Here is a 25,370-nt window from a genome sequence, read left to right on the forward strand (position 1 = left end):
GATGAGTAAATTCTGGAGCCCGTTCGTCAAGAACCTGGTGCCTTACGTGCCGGGCGAGCAACCGAAACTGGCGAAACTGGTGAAGCTCAACACCAACGAAAACCCGTACGGCCCATCGCCAAAAGCCCTGGCGGCGATGCAGACCGAGCTCAACGACAATCTGCGTTTGTACCCGGACCCGAACAGCGACTTGTTGAAGAACGCTGTCGCCAAGTACTACGGCGTGCAAAGCAATCAGGTGTTCCTCGGCAACGGTTCCGATGAAGTCCTGGCGCACATCTTTCACGGTTTGCTGCAACACGATCAGCCGGTGCTGTTCCCGGACATCAGCTACAGCTTCTACCCGGTCTACTGCGGGTTGTATGGCATCACGTTCGACGCGGTGCCGCTGGACGAACAGTTCCAGATCAACCCGGCGGATTACGCCAAACCGAACGGCGGGATCATCTTCCCGAACCCGAACGCGCCGACCGGTTGCCTGTTGGCGCTGGACGCGGTTGAGCAAATCCTCAAGGCCAGCCCGGGTTCGGTGGTCGTGGTGGATGAGGCTTACATCGACTTCGGTGGCGAGACGGCGATCAGTCTGGTGGACCGTTATCCGAATTTGCTGGTCACCCAGACGTTGTCCAAGTCCCGTTCTCTGGCTGGCCTGCGGGTCGGTCTGGCGGTGGGGCATCCGGACCTGATCGAGGCGCTGGAGCGGATCAAGAACAGCTTCAACTCTTATCCGCTGGATCGCCTGGCGAACGTCGGCGCAGCCGCCGCGTTCGAAGACCGCGAGTACTTCGACAAGACCTGCGGGTTGGTGATCGAGAATCGCGAGAAGGTCGTTGCGCAACTGCAAGCCAAGGGCTTTGAAGTGCTGCCGTCAGCGGCGAACTTCATCTTCGCCCGGCATCCGCAACACGATGCGGCGGGGCTGGCAGCGAAGTTGCGCGAGCAAGGCGTGATCGTCCGGCACTTCAAGCAGGAGCGCATTGCGCAGTTCCTGCGGATTTCGATTGGCACGCCTGAACAGAATCAGGCACTGATCGACGGCCTCGGCGAGCTCTAAAACATACCTCTGTAGGAGCGAGGCTTGCCCGCGAAGAACGATGACACGGTGCATCAAGTACACCGCGTCATCGTTCTTCGCGGGCAAGTCGGATCGCCGCACCGCTCGCTCCTACAGGGATTGTGTGGTGAGTGCTTACTGTTCTTCTTTCTCTTTGACCGGCGCCGGTGGCGGGCGCAAGCCGATTTCTGCGGTGAGCTTCAGCTCCTTGCCGTTGCGCATCACTTGAACCGTGACTTTGTCGGTCGGTTTGATCCGCGCGACCTGGTTCATCGAGCGGCGACCATCACCGGCCGGTTCGCCGTCGATGGTGAGAATCACGTCACCCAATTGCAGGCCGGCCTTCTGCGCCGGGCCGTCACGGAAAATCCCCGCGACCACAATGCCCGGACGTCCCGACAGACCATACGACTCCGCCAGTTCCTGGCTCAACGGCTGCACTTCGATACCGAGCCAGCCGCGAATCACCTGGCCGTGTTCGATGATCGACTTCATCACTTCCATCGCCAGTTTGACCGGGATCGCGAAACCGATGCCTTGCGAACCGCCGGACTTGGAGAAGATCGCCGTGTTGATCCCGGTCAGGTTGCCATTGGCATCCACCAGCGCACCGCCGGAGTTGCCGGGGTTGATCGCGGCGTCGGTCTGGATGAAATCTTCGTAGTTGTTCAGGCCCAGCTGATTGCGGCCGGTAGCGCTGATGATGCCCATGGTCACGGTCTGGCCGACGCCGAACGGGTTGCCGATGGCCAGCGCGACGTCGCCGATGCGGATGTTGTCGGAGCGGCCGACGGTGATCGACGGCAGGTTTTTCAGATCGATCTTCAGGACCGCGAGGTCGGTTTCCGGGTCGCTGCCGATGACGCGGGCCAGGGTTTCACGCCCGTCCTTCAGCGCGACGACAATCTGGTCGGCGCCGCTGGTCACGTGGTTGTTGGTCAGCAGGTAGCCTTCCGGGCTCATGATCACGCCGGAGCCGAGGCTCGATTCCATGCGTTTCTGCTTGGGCGCGTTGTCGCCGAAGAAGCGGCGGAACTGCGGGTCTTCGAACAGCGGATGGTTCGGTTTGTTGATGACTTTGGTGGTGTACAGGTTCACCACCGACGGCGCAGCGGTGGTGACGGCGTCGGCATAGGACACCGGACCTTGCTGCATGGTGGTGGTTTGCGGGGCTTGCTGCAGGTTGACGTCGAGGCTTGGAAGCCCGACCCACTGCGGGTAACGCTGGATGATCAATAGAGCGATAAGCACGCCGGCCAACAGCGGCCAGCCGGAAAAACGCAGCGCCTTGAGCATTAAGCACGTCCTGAGAGGTTGCAGGCGGTTAGAGACCGCCCATAATGTCGCGCATTATACGAGGCCGCGCGTGCCTCTGAACGGGATATTTAGGAGTCTTTTATGGCCGTCGCCCTGAGCACCCTGGTCGAAGAAGCCGACCGTTATCTGAACAGTGCAAAGATTGCCGATTATTGCCCCAACGGGTTACAGGTCGAAGGCCGGCCGCAGGTGATGCGCATCGTCAGTGGCGTCACGGCCAGTCAGGCGTTGCTGGATGCCGCCGTCGAAGCGCAGGCCGATCTGGTGCTGGTGCATCACGGTTACTTCTGGAAGGGCGAGAACCCGTGCATCACCGGCATGAAGCAGCGTCGCTTGAAAACCCTGCTCAAGCACGACATCAGCCTGCTGTCCTATCACTTGCCGCTGGACCTGCACCCGGAAGTCGGTAACAACGTGCAGCTCGCCCGTCAGTTGGACATCACCGTCGAAGGGCCGCTGGACCCGGATAACCTGAAGATTGTCGGTCTGGTCGGCTCGTTGAGCGAACCGGTGACGCCGCGTGATTTTGCTCGCCGCGTGCAGGAAGTCATGGGCCGCGAGCCGCTGCTGATTGAAGGCAGCGAGATGATTCGTCGGGTCGGCTGGTGCACCGGTGGCGGCCAGGGTTATATCGATCAGGCGGTTCTGGCGGGCGTCGATCTGTACCTCAGCGGCGAGGCGTCCGAGCAAACCTTCCACAGCGCCCGGGAAAACGACATCAGCTTCATCGCCGCCGGTCACCACGCCACCGAGCGTTATGGTGTGCAGGCGCTGGGGGATTACCTGGCGCGACGGTTTGCGCTGGAGCACATCTTCATCGATTGCCCGAATCCGATCTAGTTTCATGTAGGAGCGAGGCTTGCCCGCGAAAAACGATAACGCAGTACATCAGGTACACCGCGTTATCGTTTTTCGCGGGCAAGCCTCGCTCCTACAAGGTCCCTGCGCCCAAACAGGGGGGTATATTCATATACCCTTTCGATCTAGCTCGCGGCCTGATTAGAAGAGGTCGCTGTGCTAGGATTCCCCGCTCGAACACGGCCCGCTGGCCGTCCATAAGATCGTTTTCGTGAGTAGCCATGGTCGACAAACTGACGCATCTGAAACAGCTGGAGGCCGAAAGCATCCACATCATCCGCGAGGTCGCCGCCGAGTTCGATAACCCGGTGATGCTGTACTCCGTCGGTAAAGATTCCGCCGTGATGCTGCACCTTGCGCGCAAGGCATTCTTCCCGGGCAAATTGCCGTTCCCGGTGATGCACGTCGACACCCGGTGGAAGTTCAAGGAAATGTACGAATTCCGCGACCGCATGGTCGAAGAACTCGGCCTGGACCTGCTGGTGCACGTGAACCCCGATGGCGTGGCCCAGGGTATCAACCCGCTGACCCACGGCAGTGCCAAGCACACCGACATCATGAAAACCGAGGGCCTGAAACAGGCGCTCGACAAGTACGGTTTCGACGCCGCTTTCGGTGGCGCTCGCCGCGACGAAGAGAAGTCCCGCGCCAAAGAGCGCGTGTATTCCTTCCGCGACACCAAGCACCGCTGGGACCCAAAAAACCAGCGTCCAGAGTTGTGGAACGTCTACAACGGCAACGTCAACAAGGGCGAATCGATCCGCGTTTTCCCATTGTCGAACTGGACCGAACTGGACATCTGGCAGTACATCTACCTCGAAGGCATCCCGATTGTGCCGCTGTATTTCGCCGCCGAACGCGACGTCATCGAGATGAATGGCACCTGGATCATGATCGACGACGAACGCCTGCTCAATCACCTGAGCGACGAAGACAAGGCGCGCATCGTCAAGAAGAAAGTCCGTTTCCGTACACTGGGTGACTACCCGCTGACCGGTGCGGTCGAGTCCGAGGCCACCAGCCTGACCGACATCATTCAGGAAATGCTCCTGACGCGAACTTCCGAACGCCAGGGCCGGGTCATCGATCACGATGGCGCAGGCTCGATGGAAGAAAAGAAACGTCAGGGTTATTTCTAAGGGGTTGTCATGTCGCACGCATCTGATTTGATCAGCGAGGACATCCTCGCCTACCTGGGCCAGCACGAACGCAAGGAAATGCTGCGCTTTCTGACCTGTGGCAACGTCGACGACGGCAAGAGCACCCTGATCGGGCGCCTGCTGCACGACTCCAAGATGATCTACGAAGATCACCTGGAAGCCATTACCCGCGACTCGAAAAAAGTCGGCACCACCGGCGAAGACATCGACCTGGCATTGCTGGTCGACGGCCTGCAGGCCGAGCGTGAGCAGGGCATCACCATCGATGTCGCTTACCGCTACTTCTCCACCTCCAAGCGCAAATTCATCATCGCCGACACCCCTGGCCATGAGCAGTACACCCGCAACATGGCCACCGGTGCGTCCACCTGTGACCTGGCGATCATCCTGGTCGACGCCCGCTACGGCGTGCAGACCCAGACCCGTCGCCACAGCTTCATCGCCTCGTTGCTGGGCATCAAGCACATCGTGGTCGCCATCAACAAGATGGACCTCAATGGCTTCGACGAAAGCGTGTTCGAGTCGATCAAGGCCGATTACCTGAAGTTCGCCGAAGGCATCGCGTTCAAGCCGACCACCATGGCCTTCGTGCCGATGTCGGCGCTGAAGGGCGACAACGTGGTGAACAAGTCCGAGCGCTCGCCGTGGTACACCGGCCAGTCGCTGATGGAAATTCTCGAAACCGTCGAAATCGCCAGCGACCGCAACTACACCGACCTGCGTTTCCCGGTGCAGTACGTCAACCGTCCGAACCTGAACTTCCGTGGTTTCGCCGGCACCCTGGCCAGCGGCGTCGTGCACAAGGGCGATGAAGTCGTTGTGCTGCCGTCGGGCAAGAGCAGCCGCGTGAAATCCATCGTCACCTTCGAAGGTGAGCTGGAGCATGCCGGTCCTGGTCAAGCGGTGACGCTGACCATGGAAGACGAGATCGATATCTCTCGCGGCGACTTGCTGGTGCACGCCGACAACCTGCCGCAAGTGACTGACGCCTTCGACGCCATGCTGGTGTGGATGGCCGAAGAACCGATGCTGCCGGGCAAGAAATACGACATCAAGCGCGCCACGACGTACGTGCCGGGTTCGATCACCAGCATCGTCAACCGCGTTGACGTGAACACCCTGGAAGAAGGTCCTGCCAGCGCGTTGCAGTTGAACGAGATCGGTCGCGTCAAGATCAGCCTCGACGCCGCCATCGCGCTGGACGGTTACGCGAGCAACCGCACCACCGGTTCGTTCATCGTCATCGACCGTTTGACCAACGGCACCGTCGCCGCCGGCATGATCATCGCTCAGCCGTTGGCGCATGGCAGCAGCACGCACCACGGCAAACTGGCGCACGTTGCCACCGAAGAACGCGCTCAGCGTTTCGGCCAACAGCCGGCCACCGTGTTGTTCAGCGGCTTGTCGGGCGCGGGCAAAAGCACTCTGGCGTATGCGGTTGAACGCAAGCTGTTCGACCTTGGCCGTGCGGTGTTTGTGCTCGATGGCCAGAACCTGCGTCACGACCTGAACAAAGGTCTGCCGCAGGATCGCGCCGGGCGTACCGAGAACTGGCGTCGTGCCGCGCACGTTGCGCGTCAGTTCAACGAAGCCGGTCTGCTAACCCTCGCTGCCTTCGTTGCGCCGAGTGCAGAAGGGCGTGAGCAGGCCAAGGACCTGATCGGCAAGGAGCGTCTGCTGACGGTCTACGTCCAGGCCTCGCCGACTGTTTGTGCCGAGCGTGATCCGCAAGGCTTGTACGCAGCGGCCGGGGATAACATTCCGGGCGATTCCTTCCCGTACGACGTGCCTCTGGACGCCGATCTCGTGGTCGACACCCAGTCGCTGTCGCTGGAAGAGAGCGTCAAGCAAGTGCTGGATCTGCTGCGCAAGCATGGCGCGATCTAAGCGTTAGCTGCTCATGAAAAACCCGCCGATGAGTGATCATCGGCGGGTTTTTTTGTGTCTGGTCGGACGCCTTCGCGAGCAAGCCCGCTCCCACATTGGATTATTGCCGTACACAAAATTTGTGTCTCTTGAAGATCCAATGTGGGAGCGGGCTTGCTCGCGAAGGGGCCGGTGCAGACGACTGATTACTTCCCAGGATACTCGCGATGCATCTGCGTCAACAACGCATCCTTGTCTAACCAAAGCTGATTGATCCACCCCTGAAACTGCAACCGATACTCCCCATCCTGGTCGTAGTTCTTGCCAATAAACTGCGGCGGAATCCTCAACTCCTGAAAGTGCACCACAACATCTTCAACGTTCCCGCAGAGCAAATCCCAATACCCCGGACGCCCGCCCGGATAGTGAATCGTCACGTTGACGATCGACTCCAGCTGCTCACCCATGGCGTCCAGCACAAACGCAATGCCACCGGCCTTGGGTTTGAGCAGGTACTTGAACGGGGATTTCTGCTGCGCATGCTTGCCTTCGGTGAAGCGCGTGCCTTCGACGAAATTGAAAATCCCCACCGGGTCATCACGAAACTTCGCACAGGTCTTGCGCGTGGTTTCCAGGTCTTTACCTTTCTTCTCCGGGTGCTTTTCCAGGTAAGCCTTGGAATAGCGCTTCATGAACGGAAAGCCCAGCGTCCACCAGGCCAGGCCAATCACCGGCACCCAGATCAGCTCTTGCTTGAGAAAGAACTTCAGCGGCTGGATACGACGGTTGAGCACGTACTGCAACACCATGATGTCGACCCAGCTCTGGTGGTTGCTGGTGATCAGGTACGAGTGCTGATAGTCCAGCCCTTCAAGGCCGCTGAGGTGCCAGCGGGTGCGGCGGACCAGGTTCATCCAGGCCTTGTTGTTGCTGATCCAGGCTTCATGGGTATGGTTCATCAGCCAGCGTGTGAAACGCTGGGTGAGGGCGAACGGCAACACCTTGAAAATCGCCACGCAGAACAGAAACGAGCAGAGCAGAATCGTATTCAGTGCCAGCAACAACGATGCAATCACGCCGCGTGCGGCGGCAGGCAGGAAATCCAGCATTTAAACATCCAGAGGTCGGTTGGCAGCTTGAATCGCGGTCAACGCGATGGTGTACACGATGTCGTCGACTTGCGCGCCACGCGGCAGGTCGTTCACCGGTTTGCGCAGGCCTTGCAGCATCGGGCCGAGGCTGACGCAGTCGGCGCTGCGCTGCACGGCTTTGTGCGTGGTGTTGCCGGTATTCAGGTCGGGGAACACGAACACCGTGGCGCGACCGGCGACCTGACTGTTCGGTGCCAGTTGCCGGGCAACGGTTTCGTTGGCGGCGGCGTCGTACTGCAACGGACCGTCGATCAGCAGCGAATGTTGTTGCTCGTGGGCGAGCAACGTCGCCTCGCGGACCTTCTCGACCTCTTCGCCGCTGGCCGATTCACCGCTGGAGTAGCTGATCATCGCCACGCGCGGCGTAATGCCGAACGCTGCTGCCGAGTCCGCACTTTGCAGGGCGATCTCGGCCAGTTCCGTGGCGCTCGGGTGCGGGTTCATCACGCAGTCGCCGTAGACCAGCACCTCTTCGGGAAACAGCATGAAGAACACCGACGACACCAGGGTGCAGCCCGGCGCGGTCTTGATCAACTGCAAGGCCGGGCGGATGGTGTTGGCGGTGGAGTGAATGACACCGGACACCAGGCCGTCGACTTCATCCAGCGCCAGCATCATCGTGCCGATCACCACGGTGTCTTCCAGTTGCTGCTCGGCCATCGGCGCGTTGAGGCTTTTGGTCTTGCGCAGCGCAACCATCGGCTCGACGTAACGTTCGCGAATCAGGTCCGGATCGAGAATCTCCAGGCCTGGCGGCAGCTCGATATCGTGGGCACGCGCCACGGCTTCGACGTCCGCCGGTTTCGCCAGCAACACACAACGGGCAATGCCGCGCGCCTGACAGATCGCCGCGGCTTGCACGGTCAGCGGCTCACTGCCTTCGGGCAGCACGATGCGCTTGTTGGCGGCCTGGGCGCGCTGGATCAATTGATAACGGAACACCGCTGGCGACAGGCGCATTTCCCGTGGCGTGCCGCAACGCTGGTGCAGCCAGTTGGCGTCGAGGTGGCTGGCGACGAAGTCGGTGATGATCTCCGCACGCTCGCGGTCGTCGATCGGGATTTCCTTGTTCAAACCGTTCAGCTGGTTCGCGGTGTCGTAGGAGCCGGTGCTCACCGACAGCACCGGCAAACCGGCCTGCAAGGCGCCACGGCACAGGTCCATGATGCGCGGGTCAGGCAGGGTGTCGCTGGTCAGCAGCAGGCCGGCCAGCGGCACGCCGTTCATGGCGGCGAGGCTGACGGCGAGGATGATATCGTCGCGATCACCGGGCGTCACCACCAGCACGCCGGGCTTGAGCAGCTCCACGGTGTTGCGCATGGTGCGCGCACAAATGATGATTTTGGTCATGCGCCGGGTTTCGTAGTCGCCGGCATTGAGGATTTGCGCGCCCATCAGATCGGCCACGTCGCGGGTGCGCGGCGCGTTCAGTTCCGGCTGGTACGGGATGCAACCGAGCAAGCGGAAATCACCGCTGCGCAGCAACGGCGAATGCTCCTTGAGGCGGGAGGCGAAGGCCTCCATGCTCTCGTCGGTCTTGACCTTGTTGAGGATCACGCCGAGGACTTTCGGGTCTTTCGGCCCGCCGAACAATTGCGCTTGCAACTCCACGCGGCCGGAGAGCTCGGTCAGCACTTCGTTTTCCGGTGCCGAAACCAGAATCACGTCGGCGTCCAGACTCTTGGCCAAATGCAGATTGACCCGCGCGGCGTAACTGGCGCTGCGGGTCGGGACCATGCCTTCGACGATCAGCACGTCCTTGCCGATGGCCGCTTGCTGATAGAGCGTGATGATTTCTTCGAGCAGCTCATCGAGCTGGCCGTCGCCGAGCATGCGCTCGACGTGCGCCAGGCCCAGCGGTTGCGGCGGTTTCAAGCCGTGGGTTCGCGCCACCAGTTCGGTGGAGCGCTCCGGCCCGGTATCACCCGGATGCGGCTGGGCAATCGGTTTGAAAAAGCCGACCTTGAGGCCGGCCCGCTCGAGGGTGCGCACCAGCCCGAGGCTGATGGAGGTCAGACCCACACCAAAATCGGTGGGCGCGATAAAAAAAGTTTGCATGCGGATTCTCTAAGGGAGCATGACAAAGGTGATCATCTATAGCTGACGATCTACCGAAATTCAGTCGCCAAGGTTATCGCTAACCGAGCCTTGTGCGCACCAACCGCATTCAAAGGGCTGGCCTATTTTTTCAATACGTTGCGCCGGGTCCATGACCCAGGCGCGCGATTGCCACGGCGGCTGGTGGCGCAGGTGCTGCGTGTGGCCACAGGACAGCTCGGCCACCCAATGCCCGTCCTCGTCCTGATGAAAACCTGTGACCGTCGAGCCTGGCGCCGCATTCCGTCTGTCCGGGTTGTGTTCGCTTTCGGACGATTGCTTCGCTAAACTTGGCCTTTCTAAATTCTTATGCAAAAGGTCTCGCCCCATGCTGATCGCCGCCAATAAGGCTGTCTCCATCGACTATACCCTGACCAACGACGCTGGTGAGGTCATCGACAGCTCCGCCGGCGGCGCGCCGCTGGTCTACCTGCAAGGCGCAGGTAACATCATTCCAGGCCTGGAAAAGGCTCTGGAAGGCAAAGCAGTCGGCGACGAGCTGACCGTGGCCGTTGAACCTGAAGACGCTTACGGCGAATACGCTGCCGAACTGGTCAGCACCTTGAGCCGCAGCATGTTCGAAGGCGTCGACGAGCTGGAAGTGGGCATGCAGTTCCACGCTTCCGCACCAGACGGCCAAATGCAGATCGTGACCATTCGCGATCTGGACGGCGACGATGTCACCGTCGACGGCAACCACCCGTTGGCCGGTCAGCGCCTGAACTTCCAGGTCAAGATCATCGCCATCCGTGACGCCAGCCAGGAAGAAATCGCTCATGGTCACGTCCATGGCGAAGGTGGCCATCACCACTGATTTTCTGCGCTAAGCTCAGAGAACTGGAGAGGCGCCCGAGGGCGCCTTTTTAGTCCGCGGCTGTCCCCGATGACACCGCTAAGTGGCTGTTTCGAGAAGAACACGGGAATCTGGAGTACGTCATGAGTGCTTTTCACGACCTTAAATTGACAGCCCTGGATGGTCAGGAGCTTCCGCTGGCGCCCTTCAAGGGGAACGTCGTGCTGGTGGTCAACGTTGCCTCCAAATGTGGCTTGACCCCACAGTACGCGGCGCTGGAAAACCTCTATCAACAGTACAAAGGCAAGGGCTTCAGCGTGCTGGGCCTGCCGTGCAACCAGTTTGCCGGACAGGAACCGGGTACCGAGAAAGAGATCCAGGAGTTCTGCAGCCTCAACTATGGCGTGACCTTTCCGTTGTCCAGCAAGCTGGAAGTCAATGGTCATGAGCGTCATCAGTTGTACCGCCTGCTGGCGGGCGAGGGGGCTGAATTCCCGGGTGATATCACCTGGAACTTCGAAAAATTCCTGCTCGGCAAGGACGGTCGCGTACTGGCACGGTTCTCACCGCGTACGGCGCCGGATGATCCCACTGTCATTCAGGCAATCGAAAAAGCCCTGAGCTGACACCTCCCCTGTAGGAGCGAGCTTGCTCGCGATGGACTGGAGAACGCCGCGGGCTGTCAGGGCCCCAGCGTCATCGTTGACGACCATCGCGAGCAAGCTTGCTCCTACAGTTCCGTGTGACTTTTGGATCTTAATCACTGCAATGAATAGTGCTGTTCATCGCGTGGAACTCTCCATATTATCGCCGTCATAAAGTCTATTCCCGTGGAGCGTCCCATGCCTGTCAAAGCCCTGTTCAAACCGTTCCACCTCGGCACCCTCGAACTGCCGACCCGTGTCGTCATGGCGCCGATGACCCGCTCGTTTTCGCCGGGTGGCGTACCCAATTCCAAAGTGATCGAGTACTACCGTCGTCGCGCCGCCGCCGGCGTGGGTTTGATCATCACTGAAGGCACCACCGTCGGCCACAAGGCCTCCAACGGCTACCCGAACGTGCCGCATTTCTACGGTGAAGCCGCGCTGGCCGGCTGGAAGAAAGTCGTCGACGCGGTGCATGCCGAAGGCGGCAAGATCGTTCCGCAGCTTTGGCATGTCGGCAGCGTGCGTCGCATCGGCACCGAGCCTGACGCCAGCGTGCCGGGTTACGGTCCGTCGGAAAAACTGAAGGATGGTCAGGTCGTGGTTCACGGCATGACTAAACAGGATATCCAGGACGTGATCGCCGCGTTCGCTCAAGCTGCCAAAGACGCGCAAAGCATCGGCATGGACGGCGTGGAAATCCACGGCGCCCATGGCTATCTGGTGGACCAGTTCTTCTGGGAAGGCAGCAATCAGCGCACCGATGAATACGGTGGCGACCTGGCGAACCGTTCGCGTTTCGCCATCGAACTGATTCAGGCGGTGCGTGCGGCAGTCGGTGAAGGCTTCCCGATCATCTTCCGTTTCTCTCAGTGGAAGCAGCAGGATTACACCGCGCGTCTGGTGCAAACTCCGGAAGCGCTGGGCGAGTTTCTCAAGCCGTTGTCCGACGCAGGCGTGGACATTTTCCACTGCTCGACGCGCCGTTTCTGGGAGCCGGAGTTCGACGGTTCCGAGCTGAACCTGGCAGGCTGGACGCGCAAACTGACCGGCAAGCCGACCATCACCGTGGGCAGCGTCGGCCTGGATGGCGAGTTCCTGCAATTCATGGTCAACACCGACAAGATCGCGCAGCCGGCCAGTCTGGAAAAACTGCTGGAGCGTTTGAACAACGACGAGTTCGATCTGGTGGCGGTGGGGCGTGCGTTGCTGGTGGACCCGGACTGGGCGCAGAAAGTGCGTGACGGTCGTGAGGGAGACATCCTGCCGTTCAGCCGTGAGGCGTTGATGACGCTGGTTTAAGCGGCGACTGCGCTGACGCCATCGCGAGCAGGCTCGCTCCCACAGGTTTTGTGCACGACACACAACCACTGTAGGAGCGAGCCTGCTCGCGATGGCTGACTGAAAATCACCGAAGATTCAGGGGACGGTCGGTGCATTCGGCACCACCAACTCCCCAACACAAGCCCCCCGCAACTGCCCCTCGAACTGCTCGATAATCGCTGCCCAACCCTGCCGACTTGCATGCTGGCGCGCATTCAGCCTTACGCATCGCAAGTTCTCGTGCTTCTCCAGCAGCCAAGCCGCGGCATCGCTGAACGCCTCCTCATCCCCTGGCATCGCCAGCACCCCGTTGTAGCCATGGCGAATATGCTGAGCCGCCGCAGCCTGATCGTAGGCCACCACGCCTAACCCTGACGCGAGTGCCTCAAGCACCACATTGCCGAACGTTTCGGTCATGCTCGGAAACAAAAACACATCCCCTGACGCATAGTGGCTGGCCAGGGCCTCGCCGCGCTGAGTGCCACAGAAAATCGCTTCGGGCAGTTCCTGTTCCAGCGCCACTCGTTGCGGACCGTCACCGACGATGATCAGCTTTAGGATTCGCTGTGGATAAGTCGCTTTCAACGTATCGAAACAACGCTTGAGCAAACCAAGGTTTTTCTCCGGTGCCAGGCGTCCTACATGGATGACTGCGATGTCCTTCTCGCCCAAGCCCCATTGCTCACGCAACGATTGCAGCCGTTTGGTTGGGTGGAACAACTGACTGTCGACCCCGCGGGACAGCAATGCCAGCCGCTCGAAATGCCGACGCTCCAGCTCCAGCCGCTGGCTGACACTCGGCACCAGCGTCAGGGTCGAGCGATTGTGAAACCAGCGCAGGTAGTGGGTCAGCAGGCGCGTGAGTAAACCGAGCCCGTACTGATTGGAGTACTGCTGGAAGTTGGTGTGAAAACCGCTGACCACCGAAATCCCCAGGCGCCGTGCCGCGCGCAACGCAGACAAGCCCAGCGGTCCTTCCGTGGCGATGTACAGCACGTCCGGGCGCTGGCGCTTCCAGCGTCGTAGCAGTTTGTGCATCGACGACTGACCCCATTGCAAGCCCGGATACCCCGGTAGCGGCCAGCCCCGGCACAGCAGTAATTCATCGTCGCTGCCCAGCTGCTGATCGCAACCCTGGCGTGGCCGCACCAGTTCCACCTGATGCCCGCGCGCGCGCAAACCGTCGCACAAGCGGCCAAGGGTATTGGCCACGCCGTTGATTTCGGGAGGGAAGGTTTCGGTGATCAGGGTGATATGCAGAGCTGTCGTCATGACCTCAGTGTCGGCTGAGGCCATGTCGTCGTTGTGGCGTTTTGATGATGGATTTGTGACCGGCTTAGCGTTGCGTCACCAGATTCTCCGCACCGCGCTCTCGCACCCAGAACAATGTCGCCCCGGCTACTGCCGCCGGCATCATCAGAATATTGACCACCGGAATCAGCAGCACCAGGTAAACACTGCCGCCGAAACTCATGCTCTGCCAGCGCTTCTCGCGCAGCCAGGCAAGCATCTCGTTCCAGCCCAGCTTGTGGTTGTCCGCCGGGTAGTCGATGTACTGGATCGCCATCATCCATACGCCGAACAGTAGCCACAGCGGCGCGGCGATGATGTTCACCACCGGGATGAACGAGAGGATGAACAGCCCGATCGCCCGCGGCAGGAAGTAACCGAGTTTGCGCATTTCCCGGGAGAGGGTGCGCGGGATCATGGCGATCAGTTCACTCCAGCTGAAAGCCGGGAAGTCGTCGGTGCCGCGCACCACCACTTCGACTTTCTCCGCGAGAAAACCGTTGAACGGCGCCGCGATGACGTTGGCGAGCATGGTGAAGGTGAAGAACACCATCAACACCACCAGCACCACGAAAATCGGCCAGAGGATGTAACTGAGAAAACTCAGCCAGTCGGGCAGGGACGGCATCAGCGTATCGACCCACAGACTGAATTGATGGCCGGCCAGATAAATCAATCCGACGAACAGCACCAGATTGATTGCCAGCGGCAGCAACACGAATAAACGCAGGCTGGGGCTCAGGACCAGCTTGAGGCCTTCGCGCAGGTATTGCGGGCCGGACAGAACAGGGGCGGGCATATCGAGCTCCGAGCAGAAGGGAAACGCGCCGACCTTACCGGCTTTGCCTGACGGGCGAAAGCGCGGTCGCAGCATCGACATCAACTGTAACAAAGGCGCCTATATATAAGCGGTAACCGGATAGAGACCGCCTATGAGCTGGATTGTTAAACCGTATTTCCTTAATCTTCGCCCCCTCGATACGCTGCACCCAATCTTTTTACAGGACTGTCGAGTTCAAGCCTTCCCCAAGTGCTTTCAACGGTCCTTTTTTATTCCCGCCGGCAACCCGGCGTTCCGCGCCAGGTGTTCCAGGCCGGTCAACAGGAGCAGGTCATGTCTGAAGTCCGTCATTCGCGAGTGATTATTCTCGGTTCCGGCCCTGCCGGTTACAGCGCCGCGGTGTATGCCGCCCGTGCCAACCTCAAGCCACTGCTGATCACCGGCATGCAGGCCGGCGGTCAACTGACCACCACCACCGAAGTCGACAACTGGCCTGGCGATGTCCACGGTCTGACCGGCCCGGCGTTGATGGAGCGGATGCGTGAGCACGCCGAGCGCTTTGAAACCGAGATCGTTTTCGATCACATCAATGCCGTGGACTTCGCCGCCAAGCCTTACACCCTGACCGGCGACAGCGCGACTTACACCTGCGACGCCCTGATCATCGCCACCGGCGCCAGCGCTCGTTACCTGGGCCTTCCATCGGAAGAAGCGTTCATGGGCAAAGGCGTTTCGGCCTGCGCGACCTGCGACGGTTTCTTCTACCGCAACAAGCCAGTGGCCGTGGTCGGTGGCGGTAACACCGCTGTCGAAGAAGCCCTGTACCTGGCCAACATCGCCAGCACCGTGACCCTGATCCACCGTCGCGAAACCTTCCGCGCCGAGAAGATCCTGATCGACAAGCTCAACGCTCGCGTTGCCGAAGGCAAGATCATCCTGAAGTTGAACTCGAACCTGGACGAAGTCCTGGGCGACAACATGGGCGTGACCGGTGCTCGCCTGAAGAACAACGACGGCAGCTTCGACGAGCTGAAAGTCGACGGCGTGTTCATCGCCATCGGCCACACCCCGAACACTTCGTTGTTCGAAGGTCAGCTGACATTGAAAGACGGTTACCTGGTGGTGCACGGCGGCCGTGAAGGCAATGCGACCGCGACCAACGTTGAAGGCATCTTTGCTGCCGGTGACGTGGCTGACCACGTTTACCGTCAAGCGATCACCTCGGCGGGCGCTGGTTGCATGGCTGCACTGGACACCGAGCGTTACCTCGACGGTCTGCAGAACGCTTCGTTCTGATTCTGTTGAAATGAAAAAAACCGGCTTCGGCCGGTTTTTTTGTGCCGCTCATTTTGCTTGTCCTGTAGGAGCCGGCTTGCTGGCGATGCAGGCGGCGCGGTGCTCCTGTCATGCCGAGTCGACTGGATCGCCAGCAAGCCGGCTCCTACAGGGATCAGGTCAGCTTTTTCAGGCACGCTTCCAGGATGTCGAGGCCTTCTTCCAGCACCGCCGCCTCCGTGGTCAACGGCGCCAGCAGCCGGATGATGTGCCGCGACTTGCCGCTAGGCATCAGCAGCAACCCCGCTTCACGGGCCAGGGCCAACAGTTGTGTCAGCTGCGCCGGGGCGGGTGTGCCGTCGGCGTTGGCCAGTTCGATGCCGCGCATGGCGCCGACACCGGTCAGGCGTCCGAGATAAGGGGAAACCTTGTTGGCGCGCCAGGCTTCGTAGCGGCTGACGATCGCTTCTTCCTGTTGCGAACCCCAGGCGTGCAGGTTGGCATCGGTCATTTCATCCAGCGTCGCCAATGCAGCGGCGCAGGCGATCGGATTGCCCGAGTAAGTGCCGCCCAGACCGCCCTTGGGCAAGGTGTCGAGCAGCGACTTGCGCCCGACCACCGCCCCCAGCGGCACGCCGCCGGCAATGCTTTTGGCCAGCAGGATCAGGTCCGGCTCGATGCCCAGTCGCGAGAACGCAAACCGCTGGCCGGTGCGGCCGAAGCCGGACTGGATTTCATCGGCGATCAGCAGAATGTTCTTTTCATCACAGAACTTGCGCAAGGCCTGAGCGAACTCGACATCCATCGCCAGGAAACCGGCTTCACCCTGCACAGGCTCGACGATAAAGCACGCCACGTCGTCGACATCGATCTCGACGCTGAACAGCCGATCCATCGCCTTCAACGCTTCGGCGCAGGTCACGCCGTTGTCCTTGCTCGGGTAGGGCAAGTGGAACACCGGACCGGGCAACACGCCGACCTTCTGTTTGTAGGGCGCGACTTTGCCATTGAGGTTGAGAGTGGCGAGGGTGCGCCCGTGGAAGGCGCCGTCGAAAGCGATGACGGCCGTGCGACCGGTCGCGCCCCGGACGATCTTCAGGGCGTTTTCCGCCGCTTCCGCGCCGCTGTTGGTGAGCATGCCGCTGACCGGGTAATCCACCGGGATGAACGCGGCCAGACGCTCCATGAGTTCGAGGTAAGGCACGTGCGGGGCGGCGTTGAACGCGTAATGCGTCAACTGGGTGGCTTGTTCGCGAATGGCCTCGACGATGCGCGGGTGGCAATGGCCGAGGTTCAACACGCCGATGCCACCGACAAAGTCGATGTAGCGTTTGCCCTCGGTGTCCCAGACCTCGGCATTTTTGCCGTGGCTGAGCGTGACAGGGTGCACGATGTTGATCGACCGGCTGATGGTTTCGCTGCTCATGGATGACCGACTCTGAAGAAGGGATGCTTCTTTTTATCTAAGCCGCGAGCAGTGGTGCCCGGCAAACGAAATAAAGTTGCCGGGTCAATCTTAAAAGTCGGGATGTGGTTTGGGCGTTGTGCAAATTTTTTCGAAACAACGCAAAACCATTGTAGGAGCCGGCTTGCTGGCGATGGGGCCCTTAAGTCTTGCATCGACATTGAGGACGCCATCGCCAGCAAGCCGGCTCCTACAGTGGGAGGTGTTGCTCAGAAATCAGCGGCGGGTCAGGGGTTGCTGGGTGAACTTCACACCGGCCAATCCATGGGCAATCAATGCGCGGATGTTGCCATGATCGGTGCCATCGGGCGTGGCCACGACGGAGCGGTAATGCTCGCCGAATGCCAACAGCGCTTCTTCATCGCTCAACCCTTCCAGCAGCGCCAGGCCCAGGGTCTTGCACGAACCTTCGTTTTGCCCGGCGGCGTTTTCCACGCCACCGTTGTTGAACGGCTGTGGCTGGTAGTCATAACCGGCGGCGATGAAGGCCAGGGTGTCGGCAAAAACGTGTTCGCCGCTCTTGAGGCTGGCGCGCAGGGTGTTCAAATCACTCATTGGGTTTTCCTTTGGCGAACGCCGCTTGTTGCTCGGCGCTGGCTTCTTGCTGATATTGGGCTTTCCACTCGGCGTACGGCATGCCGTAGACGACTTCACGGGCGTCGTCGAGGCTGACCTCGATCTGACGTTCGTCAGCCGCGGCCTTGTACCATTTGGACAGGCAGTTGCGGCAGAAACCCGAGAGGTTCATCAGGTCGATGTTCTGCACATCCTTGCGGCTGTCCAGGTGCGCGACCAGCCGGCGGAAGGCGGCGGCTTCAAGTTCGAGGCGTTGTTGGTCAGTCATGATGGGCTCTGTGTTACTCAGTCGTGCGCGAGATAATAAAAGTCTGGCGAGCAATGCGCCAGACGCGGTCAGCGGCTCGCGGCCAGGGTGATCGACACCGACTCGGCGAAACGCAGGGCGTGGGGCTTGTCGACTTCGACTTCGGCGTACAGCACCGACTCATTGGCCATGACCAGATCGAGAATTTCCTGGGTCAGGCGTTCGAGCAGGGCAAAGCGATTGCCTTCCACGTGAGCGATGATCGCTTTGGTGATGGTCCGGTAATTCAGCGCGTGATCGATGTCGTTGTCACGCACCGCTTCCTGGGCTGCATACAGGATCGTCAGGTTGATCAGCACGTCCTGCTTGTTGAGGATTTCATCCTCGTTGATCCCGATGAACGTCCGCAGGCACAGGTCCTTGACCCGGATGCGTGCCATTCCTGGTTGAAGTTGTGGCATTGCTACTTGCTCCGTCCAATCAATTGCAGGAACTCCTGGCGGGTGTTGCTCGACTCGCGGAAGGCGCCGAGCATCACCGAGGTGTTCATGGTCGAATTCTGTTTCTCGACGCCGCGCATCATCATGCACATGTGCTGTGCCTCGATGACCACCGCGACACCGGCGGCACCGGTCACTTGTTGCACTGCGTCGGCGATTTGCCGGGTGAGGTTTTCCTGGATCTGCAGGCGACGCGCAAACATGTCCACCAGCCGTGCAATCTTCGACAGGCCCAGCACTTTACCCGTGGGAATATAAGCCACATGCGCCTTGCCGATGAAGGGCAGCAGGTGATGTTCACAGAGTGAATACAGCTCGATGTTGTCGACAATGATCATTTCATCGTTGTCGGAGGCGAACAACGCGCCGTTGACGATTTCTTCGACACATTGCTCGTAACCATGACACAGGTACTGCATGGCTTTGGCTGCGCGCGCCGGGGTATCGAGCAGGCCTTCGCGGTCGGGATTTTCACCGAGGCCGATGAGGATCTCGCGGTAGTTCTGGGACAGGGCGTTCTGGGGCCGGGATAACGTCATGAAATATCCTCGCGGGACACCTTACTTGAGGTGCCGTCCGCCGTTGACGGTCAGGGTCGTGCCGGTGACATAAGGGTTGTCGAGCAAATAACGCAGGCTTTGGTAGATCACGTCGCTACCGGGTTCGATACCCAATGCGGATTTGGCCAGAGCCTTGGCGCGGTACGCCGCGTCGTCGTCAGGGTTGAACAGTAGCAGGGCAGGGGCGATGCCGTTGACCTTGATGTGCGGCGCGTACTTCGCCGCGAAGGACAGGGTCAGGCTGTCGAGCCCGGCTTTGCTGGCGCAGTAGCCGATGTGCTTGCTGCTGCCCTTGCGCGTGACGTCATCGCTGATGTGCACGATGTCCGCCGGGGTCGAGCGTTGCAACAAGTCGGCACAGTGCAGGTTGATCAGGTAGGGCGCCAGCATGTGCACGCTGAACATGCGGGTAAACGCTGCGGCGTCGGTGTCCGGTGTTTCGGCCAGCCATTCGGATGCGTTGTGGATGATCGCCCGCAGGCAGTCGGTGTGGGTTTTCAGTTCGCTGATGAAGGCGAGAATCCCCGCCTCGCTGGAAAAGTCGGCGAGGATTGCCGTCGCCCCCAGATCGCGCAATGCCTGTACGCCGGGGCGTTCAGTGCGATAGCTGAAGATCAGCGCATGGCCGTCTTCGAGCAATCGCTGCGCACAGTGCAGGCCGACACGCTGGCCGGCACCGGTGATGAGGATCGGGGCGGATGAAGAGGTCATGAACGGCTCGCGTCGCGGTAAGAGCAAAACTATACCAGCGACGAGCCGTGAGGTGGCTTTTGTAGGAGCGAGCGATGCGGCGATCCGACTTGCCCGCGAAGAACGATGACGCGGTCCAGGCATTCAACCGCGTCATCGTTCTTCGCGGGCAAGCCTTGCTCCTACAGGTGGCGGTCAGTGATTCTGGGTGGTGGGTTCAGCGGGCAATCGCCGTGTCGGCGTGCTGTTCAACCAACCGGCGAGCACCCGGGTCGACAGTGGAATAAAGAAGTAGACCATCAACGGCGTCAGACACAGTGTGCTGATGAACACCCGAGGCAGCAGGCTCATTTCGCCGAGCAACGGCCCCAGTACGAAGTTGAACAACAACGATACCGGGAAGAACGCCAACCAGATTGCCACGGCCTGTTTCCAGCGAGGCGGACGTGCGCCGGCAGCACCGAACCAGCCTTCGATGCCGCTCACGCGATGTTCCGTCTTATGCGCAAACAAGTCGCTGCCGCGCGCGAGCCAGGCGGTACGCGAGGCCGAATGCTCCCAGGCGTGCATGGTCTGCGCGTTGGCGAAGCGGAAAATGATCTGGAATTCGTCATCGTCGGGCGGCGGGGCGAGTACGCCTGAGCCGAGATAACCCTGGAAGTCGGTGGCCAGTTGTTCGCCTTCGCGCAACCAGGCCATCAGGTCCTGATAACGCCCATCGGCGACGCGGCGCGCAACCATCAGCGTGACGGGGGAGGTAGACATTTTGTATCTCCGGATGACAATCGCGTTACTCCGGATAGGAGTTTCGCCAGGCGCAGCGCCGGGGTGATGGGCTGCGACTTGGAACAAGCAAGGATTATTCCGGATTCTACAGGTTATGGCCGCGACAATCGTCGTCCATCAAGGTATTGAATGCTGATGGGGCAAGAGAGGTAGAATGGGATCCAATTTATGCGCGGACGTTGACTGCCCTATGCCTGTCTTGACCGAAGATGTCACTGGTTTGCCGCGTGCTCTTTCCATAGAAAAGGAAGAACTGTTTCCGATCCGTGAAGTGTCAAGGCTGACGGGCGTCAACCCGGTCACCTTGCGGGCGTGGGAGCGACGTTATGGTCTGATTCAGCCAATGCGCACCGAAAGCGGGCATCGCTTGTACGCAATGACCGATATCGAGCGGGTCCGCAGCATCCTGGGCTGGATCGAACGTGGCGTCGCCGTCAGCAAGGTCGGCAAGATACTGGCCAAGACTGCCCCGCTTCAAGCGTTGTCCCACATCATCCCCAACGAACTGGTGCAGGCTGACTACGCGCAGTGGCAGGAACAAGTCAAAGCGGCGGTGAGCGTGTTCGATGAGGTGCAACTGGAGCAGGTCTATGGGCAGATCTTTTCCAGTTACCCCCTGACCGTGGCGTTTCAGGACATTCTGATGCCACTCTGGAAGCAATTCCTGCAACGTCAGGAAGTGTTCGGCCAAGCCAGCGAGTGGCTATTCCTGGACGGTTTTTTGCGTTCACGGGTATTACAGCGGCTGCTGCTGGTGCGCGTCATGCAGCCACGACGGGTGATTGTCTGTCCCCTGAACGATCAATGTCGCGAACTCGAACTGTTGGTCACGGCGCTGTTTTTGAGCAGTGTCGATTCGGCCATTCAATTGCTGGCGATCGGTCAGCCCTTCGATGAACTGACGCTGGTCTGCGAAAGGGTCAAGCCCCAGGCGTTGGTGCTGTTTTCCAATCACGCGCCGACCGGTGATTTACCGCGACGTTTGAATCGTCTGGCGATGAGCCTGGATTGCCAGTTGATGCTGGCCGGTGACGCGTCGGAACTGGCGCAGGAGAGCCTGGACGGATCGTCCATTGGCTGCCTGGGTAACGAAGGAGTGGTGATGCGTCAGCGCCTGAAACAGTTCCTGGCAGGCAACCTGGACACCTGAATCACAGATGCAGGGTCGGATGGGTCAGTCGATGCTGCTGAAGAATGTACTGGCGCAGGCGCTCGGTTTCATCCTTGTCGCTCTGACTCAACTGATAGGCATAGAAGCCGTTCTCGGTTTCTCTCTCGAAGGTGCCGCGCAACGCTATACGTTCGTAGCCTGACGGGCTGAACCACAACGCGAAATGCTTGGGCGGTTTGGTCTTGTTGCGAACTTCCAGCAAAACCCCTTTGAACGACACTTCATGCACCCACATCGTGCCGGGTTGTCCGACGGCATTCTCCAGGGCGACCGGTTCTTCGAGGACCAGGCGCCATGGCCGGACCAGCGGTCCGTCTTCATAAATGCTGGGAACGCCGAGACGTAAATGCAGCGCGTGAAATTCGTCTTCCACCAGGTGCAGCGGGAAGGTCATTTGCTGATTTTCGAAGTTGGCCTGGATCGTGACTTGCTCATGAGCAGCAAGGCGCGTGAGCAAGTCACGAATTTGCGAACCACCATTTACAAGCAGACTCGACGTCGCATCCCGCACATTGAGTTGCGGGTTGTGTTGCATGGTCTGGATAAAGTCCAGCTCATCCTGGGTCAGGAGTGCGTCGCGCTGCATGATTGGCTCGAAAGGAAAAGTAACAAAGTCATCGGTGATTGTAGTTAATGACAATCAATTATCGGTTTTGTTTGCGCCGTTCGTCGGTTTGAGCGCGGCGAGCTCGGCCTGAAGCTCTGCCACTTGCGCTTCAAGCTGCGCTACCCGCTGCTGCGCCTTGACCTGCACGGTGACGTCCTTTTGCACGCCGACAAAATACGTCTGACCGTCACTCGGGTTTTTCACCGTCGAAAGCGACAGCTCATTCCAGAAGGGCGTGCCGTCCTTGCGGTAGTTTCGCAGGATTTCCCGGCAGGAGCCGCCACTGCTCAACGCATTGCGAATCAAGGGCAGCGCTTCCTGGTCGCGGTCACCTGATTGCAGAAAGCGGCAATCCTGGTAGAGGATTTCTTCGCTGGTGTAACCGGTCAGCCGTTCAAATGCAGGGTTGACGTAAATCAGGATGTTGTCGTGTTCACCTTCTTTTTCGGCAATCACGATGCCGTCGTTGGACGCGTTAATCACCATTTGCAGCAATTGTGCGTTGATCATCGGAGAATCCTTTCCAGATTGATTGAGCGCAGCATTCTAAAAGAACTCTAGCGGCCTTCAATGCTTAATGAGAGCTAATCGCAGCTTTTTTGCTGTGGCTGTTAATATCCCTCATCTTTTTACTCAGCTTCAGGATCAGATTGATGAAAGTCGCCATCTTTTCGGGCTCGGTGTACGGCACGGCTGAAGAAGTCGCTCGCCACGCTGCGAATATTTTGAAAACCGCGGGCTTCGAAACCTTTCACAACCCGCGCGCAAGCCTTGCCGATGTTCAGGCGTTTGGCCCGCAAGCCTTTCTGGCAGTGACTTCGACCACGGGCATGGGCGAACTGCCGGACAACCTGCAACCGTTGTATTTCGCCATTCGTGATCAATTGCCGGCCGCCTGGCGTGGTTTGCCGGGCGCGGTGATCGGCCTGGGCGATGCGAGCTACGGCGATACGTTCTGCGGCGGCGGTGAGCTGATGCGCGAGCTGTTCGGCGAACTGGGCATCCGCGAAGTGCTGCCGATGCTGCGCCTGGATGCCAGCGAAAGCGTCACCCCGGAAACCGATGCCGAACCCTGGCTGGCGGAACTCGTCACCGCTCTGCGGGGCTGACTGGCCATTCGTGCAGCAAGGCGAGCCAGGATTGTACCGTTTCGGGGCTGCGGAACCGGTTCGCTGACTCCTTGTTGGCGGCGGTACTTTGACATGGATCCAAGCTGTCTGGCGCAGTGACTCGCTAGGTCATCAAGCTGGCTGCCAATGCAACTACATGAACCCCGGGGGCTGACTAGACTGCTAAACGTGAGCAAAACAATAAGAACAGGAGTTCCTTGTCGTGAGCGTAGCCCCCGTCCAATCGCCCCACAGTGTCAAAGACCAGGTCAGTGCCGCCGAGTGGCAGACCCGCGTCGATCTGGCCGCCTGTTATCGTCTGGTCGCCCTGCATGGCTGGGATGATCTGATCTTCACGCACATTTCCGCCAAGGTGCCAGGCACTGAAGATTTCCTGATCAACCCGTTCGGGTTGATGTTCCACGAGATTACCGCGTCGAGCCTGGTCAAGGTCGATCAGGCCGGCAATAAGCTGATGGACAGCCCCTACGAGATCAACCCGGCGGGCTACACCATCCACAGCGCCGTGCACGAAGTGCGGCACGATGTCGTCTGTGTATTGCACACGCACACGGCGGCCGGCGTTGCGGTGTCGGCGCAGAAGCAAGGCGTTTTGCCGATCAGCCAACAGTCGCTGTTTGTTCTGTCGAGCCTGGCGTATCACGCCTATGAAGGCGTTGCGCTGAACCACGAAGAGAAGGCGCGGCTGCAGGCCGACCTCGGTGAAAACAATTTCCTGATGCTGCACAACCACGGGTTGCTGACCTGCGGCGGCACCATCGCTGACACGTTCCTGATGATGTTCACCTTCCAGCGCGCCTGCGAAATCCAGGTGCTGGCACAGAACGGTGGTGCGGAACTCATCGCCATCGAACCGCAGATTCTGGCGGGCGCCAAGGCGATGATCGCCGGCGTTACCAAAAGTGCACAAGGGATGGGCGGCGCGCTGGCCTGGCCGGCGCTGCTGCGCAAACTCGATAAACAAGACGCGGGATATAAACTCTGATGCCTCTCGCCGAGATCCCCCTGTGTGTCTGGCGCAAGCGCAGCCAGACGTTCGTCTTTCGTGATCAGACGGTGCGTTACTGGACGGCGGGGCAGGGTGAGCCGCTGTTGCTCATTCATGGCTTCCCGACCGCCAGTTGGGACTGGCATTACCTGTGGCAGCCGCTGGCCCAGCGTTATCGGGTGATTGCCTGCGACATGCTCGGTTTCGGCGATTCAGCCAAACCGGTGGATCATGAATACAGCCTCTTGGCGCAAGCCGATCTGCAACAGGCGTTGCTGGAACATTTGAACGTCGAGCAACCGGTGCACGTGCTCGCCCACGATTATGGCGACAGCGTGGCTCAGGAACTGTTGGCCCGGCATTACGAGGCGCGCATTCACCTCGCCAGTTGCGTGTTCCTCAATGGGGGGCTGTTTCCTGAAACCCATCGTCCGGTATTGATGCAAAAATTGTTGCTCAGCCCGTTGGGCTGGATGATCGGTCGCGCGTTTTCCCGTGATGCACTGGTGAAGAGTTTCCGCCAGATTTTCGGACCGCAGAGCCGTCCTACCGAGAGTGAGATGGATGATTTCTGGAGCCTGATCGACAGCAATCACGGGCCACGGATCATGCACAAGCTGATTGCCTACATCCCTGAACGTCGGGTTCAGCGCGAGCGTTGGGTGAGTGCCATGCAGCGCGGCGAAGTGCCGTTGCGGGTGATCGATGGCGAGGTCGATCCGATCTCTGGCGGGCACATGGTTGAACGCTATCGGGAGCTGATCCCGAACCCGGACACGGTCCTGCTGCCCGGCATCGGCCATTACCCGCAAACCGAAGCACCGGCTCAGGTGCTCAAGCATTATCTGGCGTTTCGCGACCGGCTGATTTCAACGCCGCTGAAAGTGGCCTGTTCGTAGACATCATCGCAACCTTGCCGGCGAATGCGTCCTTGAGGGTTGTGGTGCTTGTCGGATTGCCATCGCCAGCAAGCCGGCTCCTACAGGTTTTGTGGTGTTTGGTGAGGTGGTGTTCACCCCAATCCTTGCCGGCGAATGCGTC

At 59.9% G+C, this 25,370-nt stretch carries 27 protein-coding genes; 12 read left to right on the top strand and 15 right to left on the bottom strand.

Annotated features, from left to right (window positions below):
• Nucleotide 1: 1 nt before the first annotated feature.
• Nucleotides 2-1,054 (top strand): histidinol-phosphate transaminase, encoded by a 1,053-nt coding sequence (gene hisC / locus PMI32_RS20695; RefSeq protein ID WP_008026942.1) that lies wholly within the window; start codon nt 2-4, stop codon nt 1,052-1,054.
• A gap of 135 nt (nt 1,055-1,189) precedes the next feature.
• Here hisC and algW read toward each other — a convergent pair whose 3' ends face one another.
• Nucleotides 1,190-2,350: a Do family serine endopeptidase AlgW gene (gene algW / locus PMI32_RS20690; RefSeq protein ID WP_008026944.1), complete on the bottom strand. Its 1,161-nt coding sequence runs from the start codon at nt 2,348-2,350 to the stop codon at nt 1,190-1,192.
• Nucleotides 2,351-2,452: 102 nt separating this feature from the next.
• On the opposite strand from algW, the gene PMI32_RS20685 reads away from it, so the two are divergent.
• From PMI32_RS20685 to cysN, 3 genes are all read left to right on the top strand, one after another.
• A complete protein-coding gene (locus tag PMI32_RS20685; protein WP_008026945.1) occupies nt 2,453-3,211 on the top strand; it encodes a Nif3-like dinuclear metal center hexameric protein in 759 nt (252 codons plus the stop codon).
• A gap of 239 nt (nt 3,212-3,450) precedes the next feature.
• Nucleotides 3,451-4,368 carry a sulfate adenylyltransferase subunit CysD gene (cysD, locus tag PMI32_RS20680; protein ID WP_008026947.1) on the top strand — a complete coding sequence of 306 codons (918 nt, stop codon included), beginning with the start codon at nt 3,451-3,453 and terminating at the stop codon, nt 4,366-4,368.
• A gap of 9 nt (nt 4,369-4,377) precedes the next feature.
• Entirely contained in the window at nt 4,378-6,276 is a 1,899-nt protein-coding gene (cysN, locus tag PMI32_RS20675; protein WP_008026949.1) for a sulfate adenylyltransferase subunit CysN, read from the top strand.
• Between the two features lie 185 nt (nt 6,277-6,461).
• Here cysN and yihG read toward each other — a convergent pair whose 3' ends face one another.
• Genes yihG through PMI32_RS29620 form a run of 3 tightly spaced genes read right to left on the bottom strand, consistent with a single transcriptional unit; the run spans nt 6,462 to nt 9,863 of the window.
• Nucleotides 6,462-7,364, bottom strand: coding sequence for a 1-acylglycerol-3-phosphate O-acyltransferase, YihG family (gene yihG, locus PMI32_RS20670; protein ID WP_008026950.1), 903 nt, complete (start codon nt 7,362-7,364; stop codon nt 6,462-6,464).
• Nucleotides 7,365-9,464 carry a phosphate acetyltransferase gene (gene pta, locus PMI32_RS20665; RefSeq protein ID WP_008026952.1) on the bottom strand — a complete coding sequence of 700 codons (2,100 nt, stop codon included), beginning with the start codon at nt 9,462-9,464 and terminating at the stop codon, nt 7,365-7,367.
• Nucleotides 9,465-9,524: 60 nt separating this feature from the next.
• Complete coding sequence (locus PMI32_RS29620; RefSeq protein ID WP_081500182.1) at nt 9,525-9,863, bottom strand: DUF3565 domain-containing protein; 339 nt, start codon at nt 9,861-9,863, stop codon at nt 9,525-9,527.
• Between PMI32_RS29620 and PMI32_RS20660 the strand changes: the two genes are divergently transcribed.
• The 3 genes from PMI32_RS20660 (at nt 9,832) to PMI32_RS20650 (ending at nt 12,242) form a co-directional block, all read left to right on the top strand.
• Nucleotides 9,832-10,317: an FKBP-type peptidyl-prolyl cis-trans isomerase gene (locus tag PMI32_RS20660; RefSeq protein WP_008026954.1), complete on the top strand. Its 486-nt coding sequence runs from the start codon at nt 9,832-9,834 to the stop codon at nt 10,315-10,317. The two genes, PMI32_RS29620 and PMI32_RS20660, sit on opposite strands and share 32 nt — an antisense overlap.
• Nucleotides 10,318-10,439: 122 nt before the next feature.
• On the top strand, nt 10,440-10,922 hold the full coding sequence (locus tag PMI32_RS20655; RefSeq protein ID WP_008026956.1) for a glutathione peroxidase: 483 nt from the start codon (nt 10,440-10,442) through the stop codon (nt 10,920-10,922).
• A gap of 216 nt (nt 10,923-11,138) precedes the next feature.
• On the top strand, nt 11,139-12,242 hold the full coding sequence (locus PMI32_RS20650; RefSeq protein WP_008026958.1) for an NADH:flavin oxidoreductase: 1,104 nt from the start codon (nt 11,139-11,141) through the stop codon (nt 12,240-12,242).
• Between the two features lie 117 nt (nt 12,243-12,359).
• Here PMI32_RS20650 and PMI32_RS20645 read toward each other — a convergent pair whose 3' ends face one another.
• Nucleotides 12,360-13,559 carry a glycosyltransferase family 4 protein gene (locus PMI32_RS20645; RefSeq protein ID WP_008026959.1) on the bottom strand — a complete coding sequence of 400 codons (1,200 nt, stop codon included), beginning with the start codon at nt 13,557-13,559 and terminating at the stop codon, nt 12,360-12,362.
• 40 nt (nt 13,560-13,599) lie between these two features.
• A complete protein-coding gene (gene cysZ, locus PMI32_RS20640) occupies nt 13,600-14,352 on the bottom strand; it encodes a sulfate transporter CysZ (RefSeq protein WP_008026961.1) in 753 nt (250 codons plus the stop codon).
• A gap of 315 nt (nt 14,353-14,667) precedes the next feature.
• On the opposite strand from cysZ, the gene trxB reads away from it, so the two are divergent.
• The gene (trxB, locus tag PMI32_RS20635) at nt 14,668-15,630 is read left to right on the top strand and encodes a thioredoxin-disulfide reductase (protein WP_008026963.1); all 963 of its coding nucleotides are present in this window, start codon (nt 14,668-14,670) and stop codon (nt 15,628-15,630) included.
• A gap of 154 nt (nt 15,631-15,784) precedes the next feature.
• On the opposite strand, the gene PMI32_RS20630 is transcribed toward trxB, so the two are convergent.
• The 7 genes from PMI32_RS20630 to PMI32_RS20600 all read right to left on the bottom strand — a co-directional run bounded on the left by PMI32_RS20630 (nt 15,785) and on the right by PMI32_RS20600 (nt 20,412).
• A complete protein-coding gene (locus tag PMI32_RS20630; RefSeq protein ID WP_008026965.1) occupies nt 15,785-17,035 on the bottom strand; it encodes a 2-aminoadipate transaminase in 1,251 nt (416 codons plus the stop codon).
• 255 nt (nt 17,036-17,290) lie between these two features.
• Nucleotides 17,291-17,629: a HopJ type III effector protein gene (locus PMI32_RS20625; protein ID WP_008026966.1), complete on the bottom strand. Its 339-nt coding sequence runs from the start codon at nt 17,627-17,629 to the stop codon at nt 17,291-17,293.
• Nucleotides 17,622-17,918 carry a DUF1244 domain-containing protein gene (locus PMI32_RS20620; protein ID WP_008026968.1) on the bottom strand — a complete coding sequence of 99 codons (297 nt, stop codon included), beginning with the start codon at nt 17,916-17,918 and terminating at the stop codon, nt 17,622-17,624. Before PMI32_RS20620 ends, PMI32_RS20625 begins: the two co-directional genes overlap by 8 nt.
• A 68-nt stretch (nt 17,919-17,986) precedes the next feature.
• A complete protein-coding gene (gene folX, locus PMI32_RS20615; RefSeq protein ID WP_008026970.1) occupies nt 17,987-18,358 on the bottom strand; it encodes a dihydroneopterin triphosphate 2'-epimerase in 372 nt (123 codons plus the stop codon).
• A gap of 2 nt (nt 18,359-18,360) precedes the next feature.
• Nucleotides 18,361-18,936, bottom strand: coding sequence for a GTP cyclohydrolase I FolE (gene folE, locus PMI32_RS20610; RefSeq protein WP_008026971.1), 576 nt, complete (start codon nt 18,934-18,936; stop codon nt 18,361-18,363).
• A 21-nt stretch (nt 18,937-18,957) separates the two neighbouring features.
• On the bottom strand, nt 18,958-19,668 hold the full coding sequence (folM, locus tag PMI32_RS20605; protein WP_008026972.1) for a dihydromonapterin reductase: 711 nt from the start codon (nt 19,666-19,668) through the stop codon (nt 18,958-18,960).
• 174 nt (nt 19,669-19,842) lie between these two features.
• Nucleotides 19,843-20,412 carry a putative antibiotic biosynthesis monooxygenase gene (locus PMI32_RS20600; protein WP_008026974.1) on the bottom strand — a complete coding sequence of 190 codons (570 nt, stop codon included), beginning with the start codon at nt 20,410-20,412 and terminating at the stop codon, nt 19,843-19,845.
• Between the two features lie 211 nt (nt 20,413-20,623).
• On the opposite strand from PMI32_RS20600, the gene PMI32_RS20595 reads away from it, so the two are divergent.
• The gene (locus tag PMI32_RS20595; protein WP_177318876.1) at nt 20,624-21,583 is read left to right on the top strand and encodes a MerR family transcriptional regulator; all 960 of its coding nucleotides are present in this window, start codon (nt 20,624-20,626) and stop codon (nt 21,581-21,583) included.
• A gap of 1 nt (nt 21,584) precedes the next feature.
• Here PMI32_RS20595 and PMI32_RS20590 read toward each other — a convergent pair whose 3' ends face one another.
• Together PMI32_RS20590 and PMI32_RS20585 are read right to left on the bottom strand one after the other, a co-directional pair.
• Nucleotides 21,585-22,190, bottom strand: a complete 606-nt coding sequence (locus tag PMI32_RS20590; RefSeq protein ID WP_008026978.1) for a hypothetical protein — start codon at nt 22,188-22,190, stop codon at nt 21,585-21,587.
• A gap of 54 nt (nt 22,191-22,244) precedes the next feature.
• The gene (locus PMI32_RS20585) at nt 22,245-22,721 is read right to left on the bottom strand and encodes a PAS domain-containing protein (RefSeq protein WP_008026981.1); all 477 of its coding nucleotides are present in this window, start codon (nt 22,719-22,721) and stop codon (nt 22,245-22,247) included.
• Nucleotides 22,722-22,864: 143 nt separating this feature from the next.
• Between PMI32_RS20585 and PMI32_RS20580 the strand changes: the two genes are divergently transcribed.
• From PMI32_RS20580 to PMI32_RS20570, 3 genes are all read left to right on the top strand, one after another.
• Nucleotides 22,865-23,320: a flavodoxin gene (locus tag PMI32_RS20580; protein ID WP_008026983.1), complete on the top strand. Its 456-nt coding sequence runs from the start codon at nt 22,865-22,867 to the stop codon at nt 23,318-23,320.
• Between the two features lie 223 nt (nt 23,321-23,543).
• A complete protein-coding gene (locus PMI32_RS20575; RefSeq protein WP_008026984.1) occupies nt 23,544-24,326 on the top strand; it encodes a class II aldolase/adducin family protein in 783 nt (260 codons plus the stop codon).
• On the top strand, nt 24,326-25,228 hold the full coding sequence (locus PMI32_RS20570) for an alpha/beta fold hydrolase (protein WP_008026986.1): 903 nt from the start codon (nt 24,326-24,328) through the stop codon (nt 25,226-25,228). Before PMI32_RS20575 ends, PMI32_RS20570 begins: the two co-directional genes overlap by 1 nt.
• Nucleotides 25,229-25,370 lie beyond the last annotated feature (142 nt).

It is taken from the genome of Pseudomonas sp. GM60 (assembly GCF_000282415.1).
Classification (GTDB): domain Bacteria; phylum Pseudomonadota; class Gammaproteobacteria; order Pseudomonadales; family Pseudomonadaceae; genus Aquipseudomonas; species Aquipseudomonas migulae.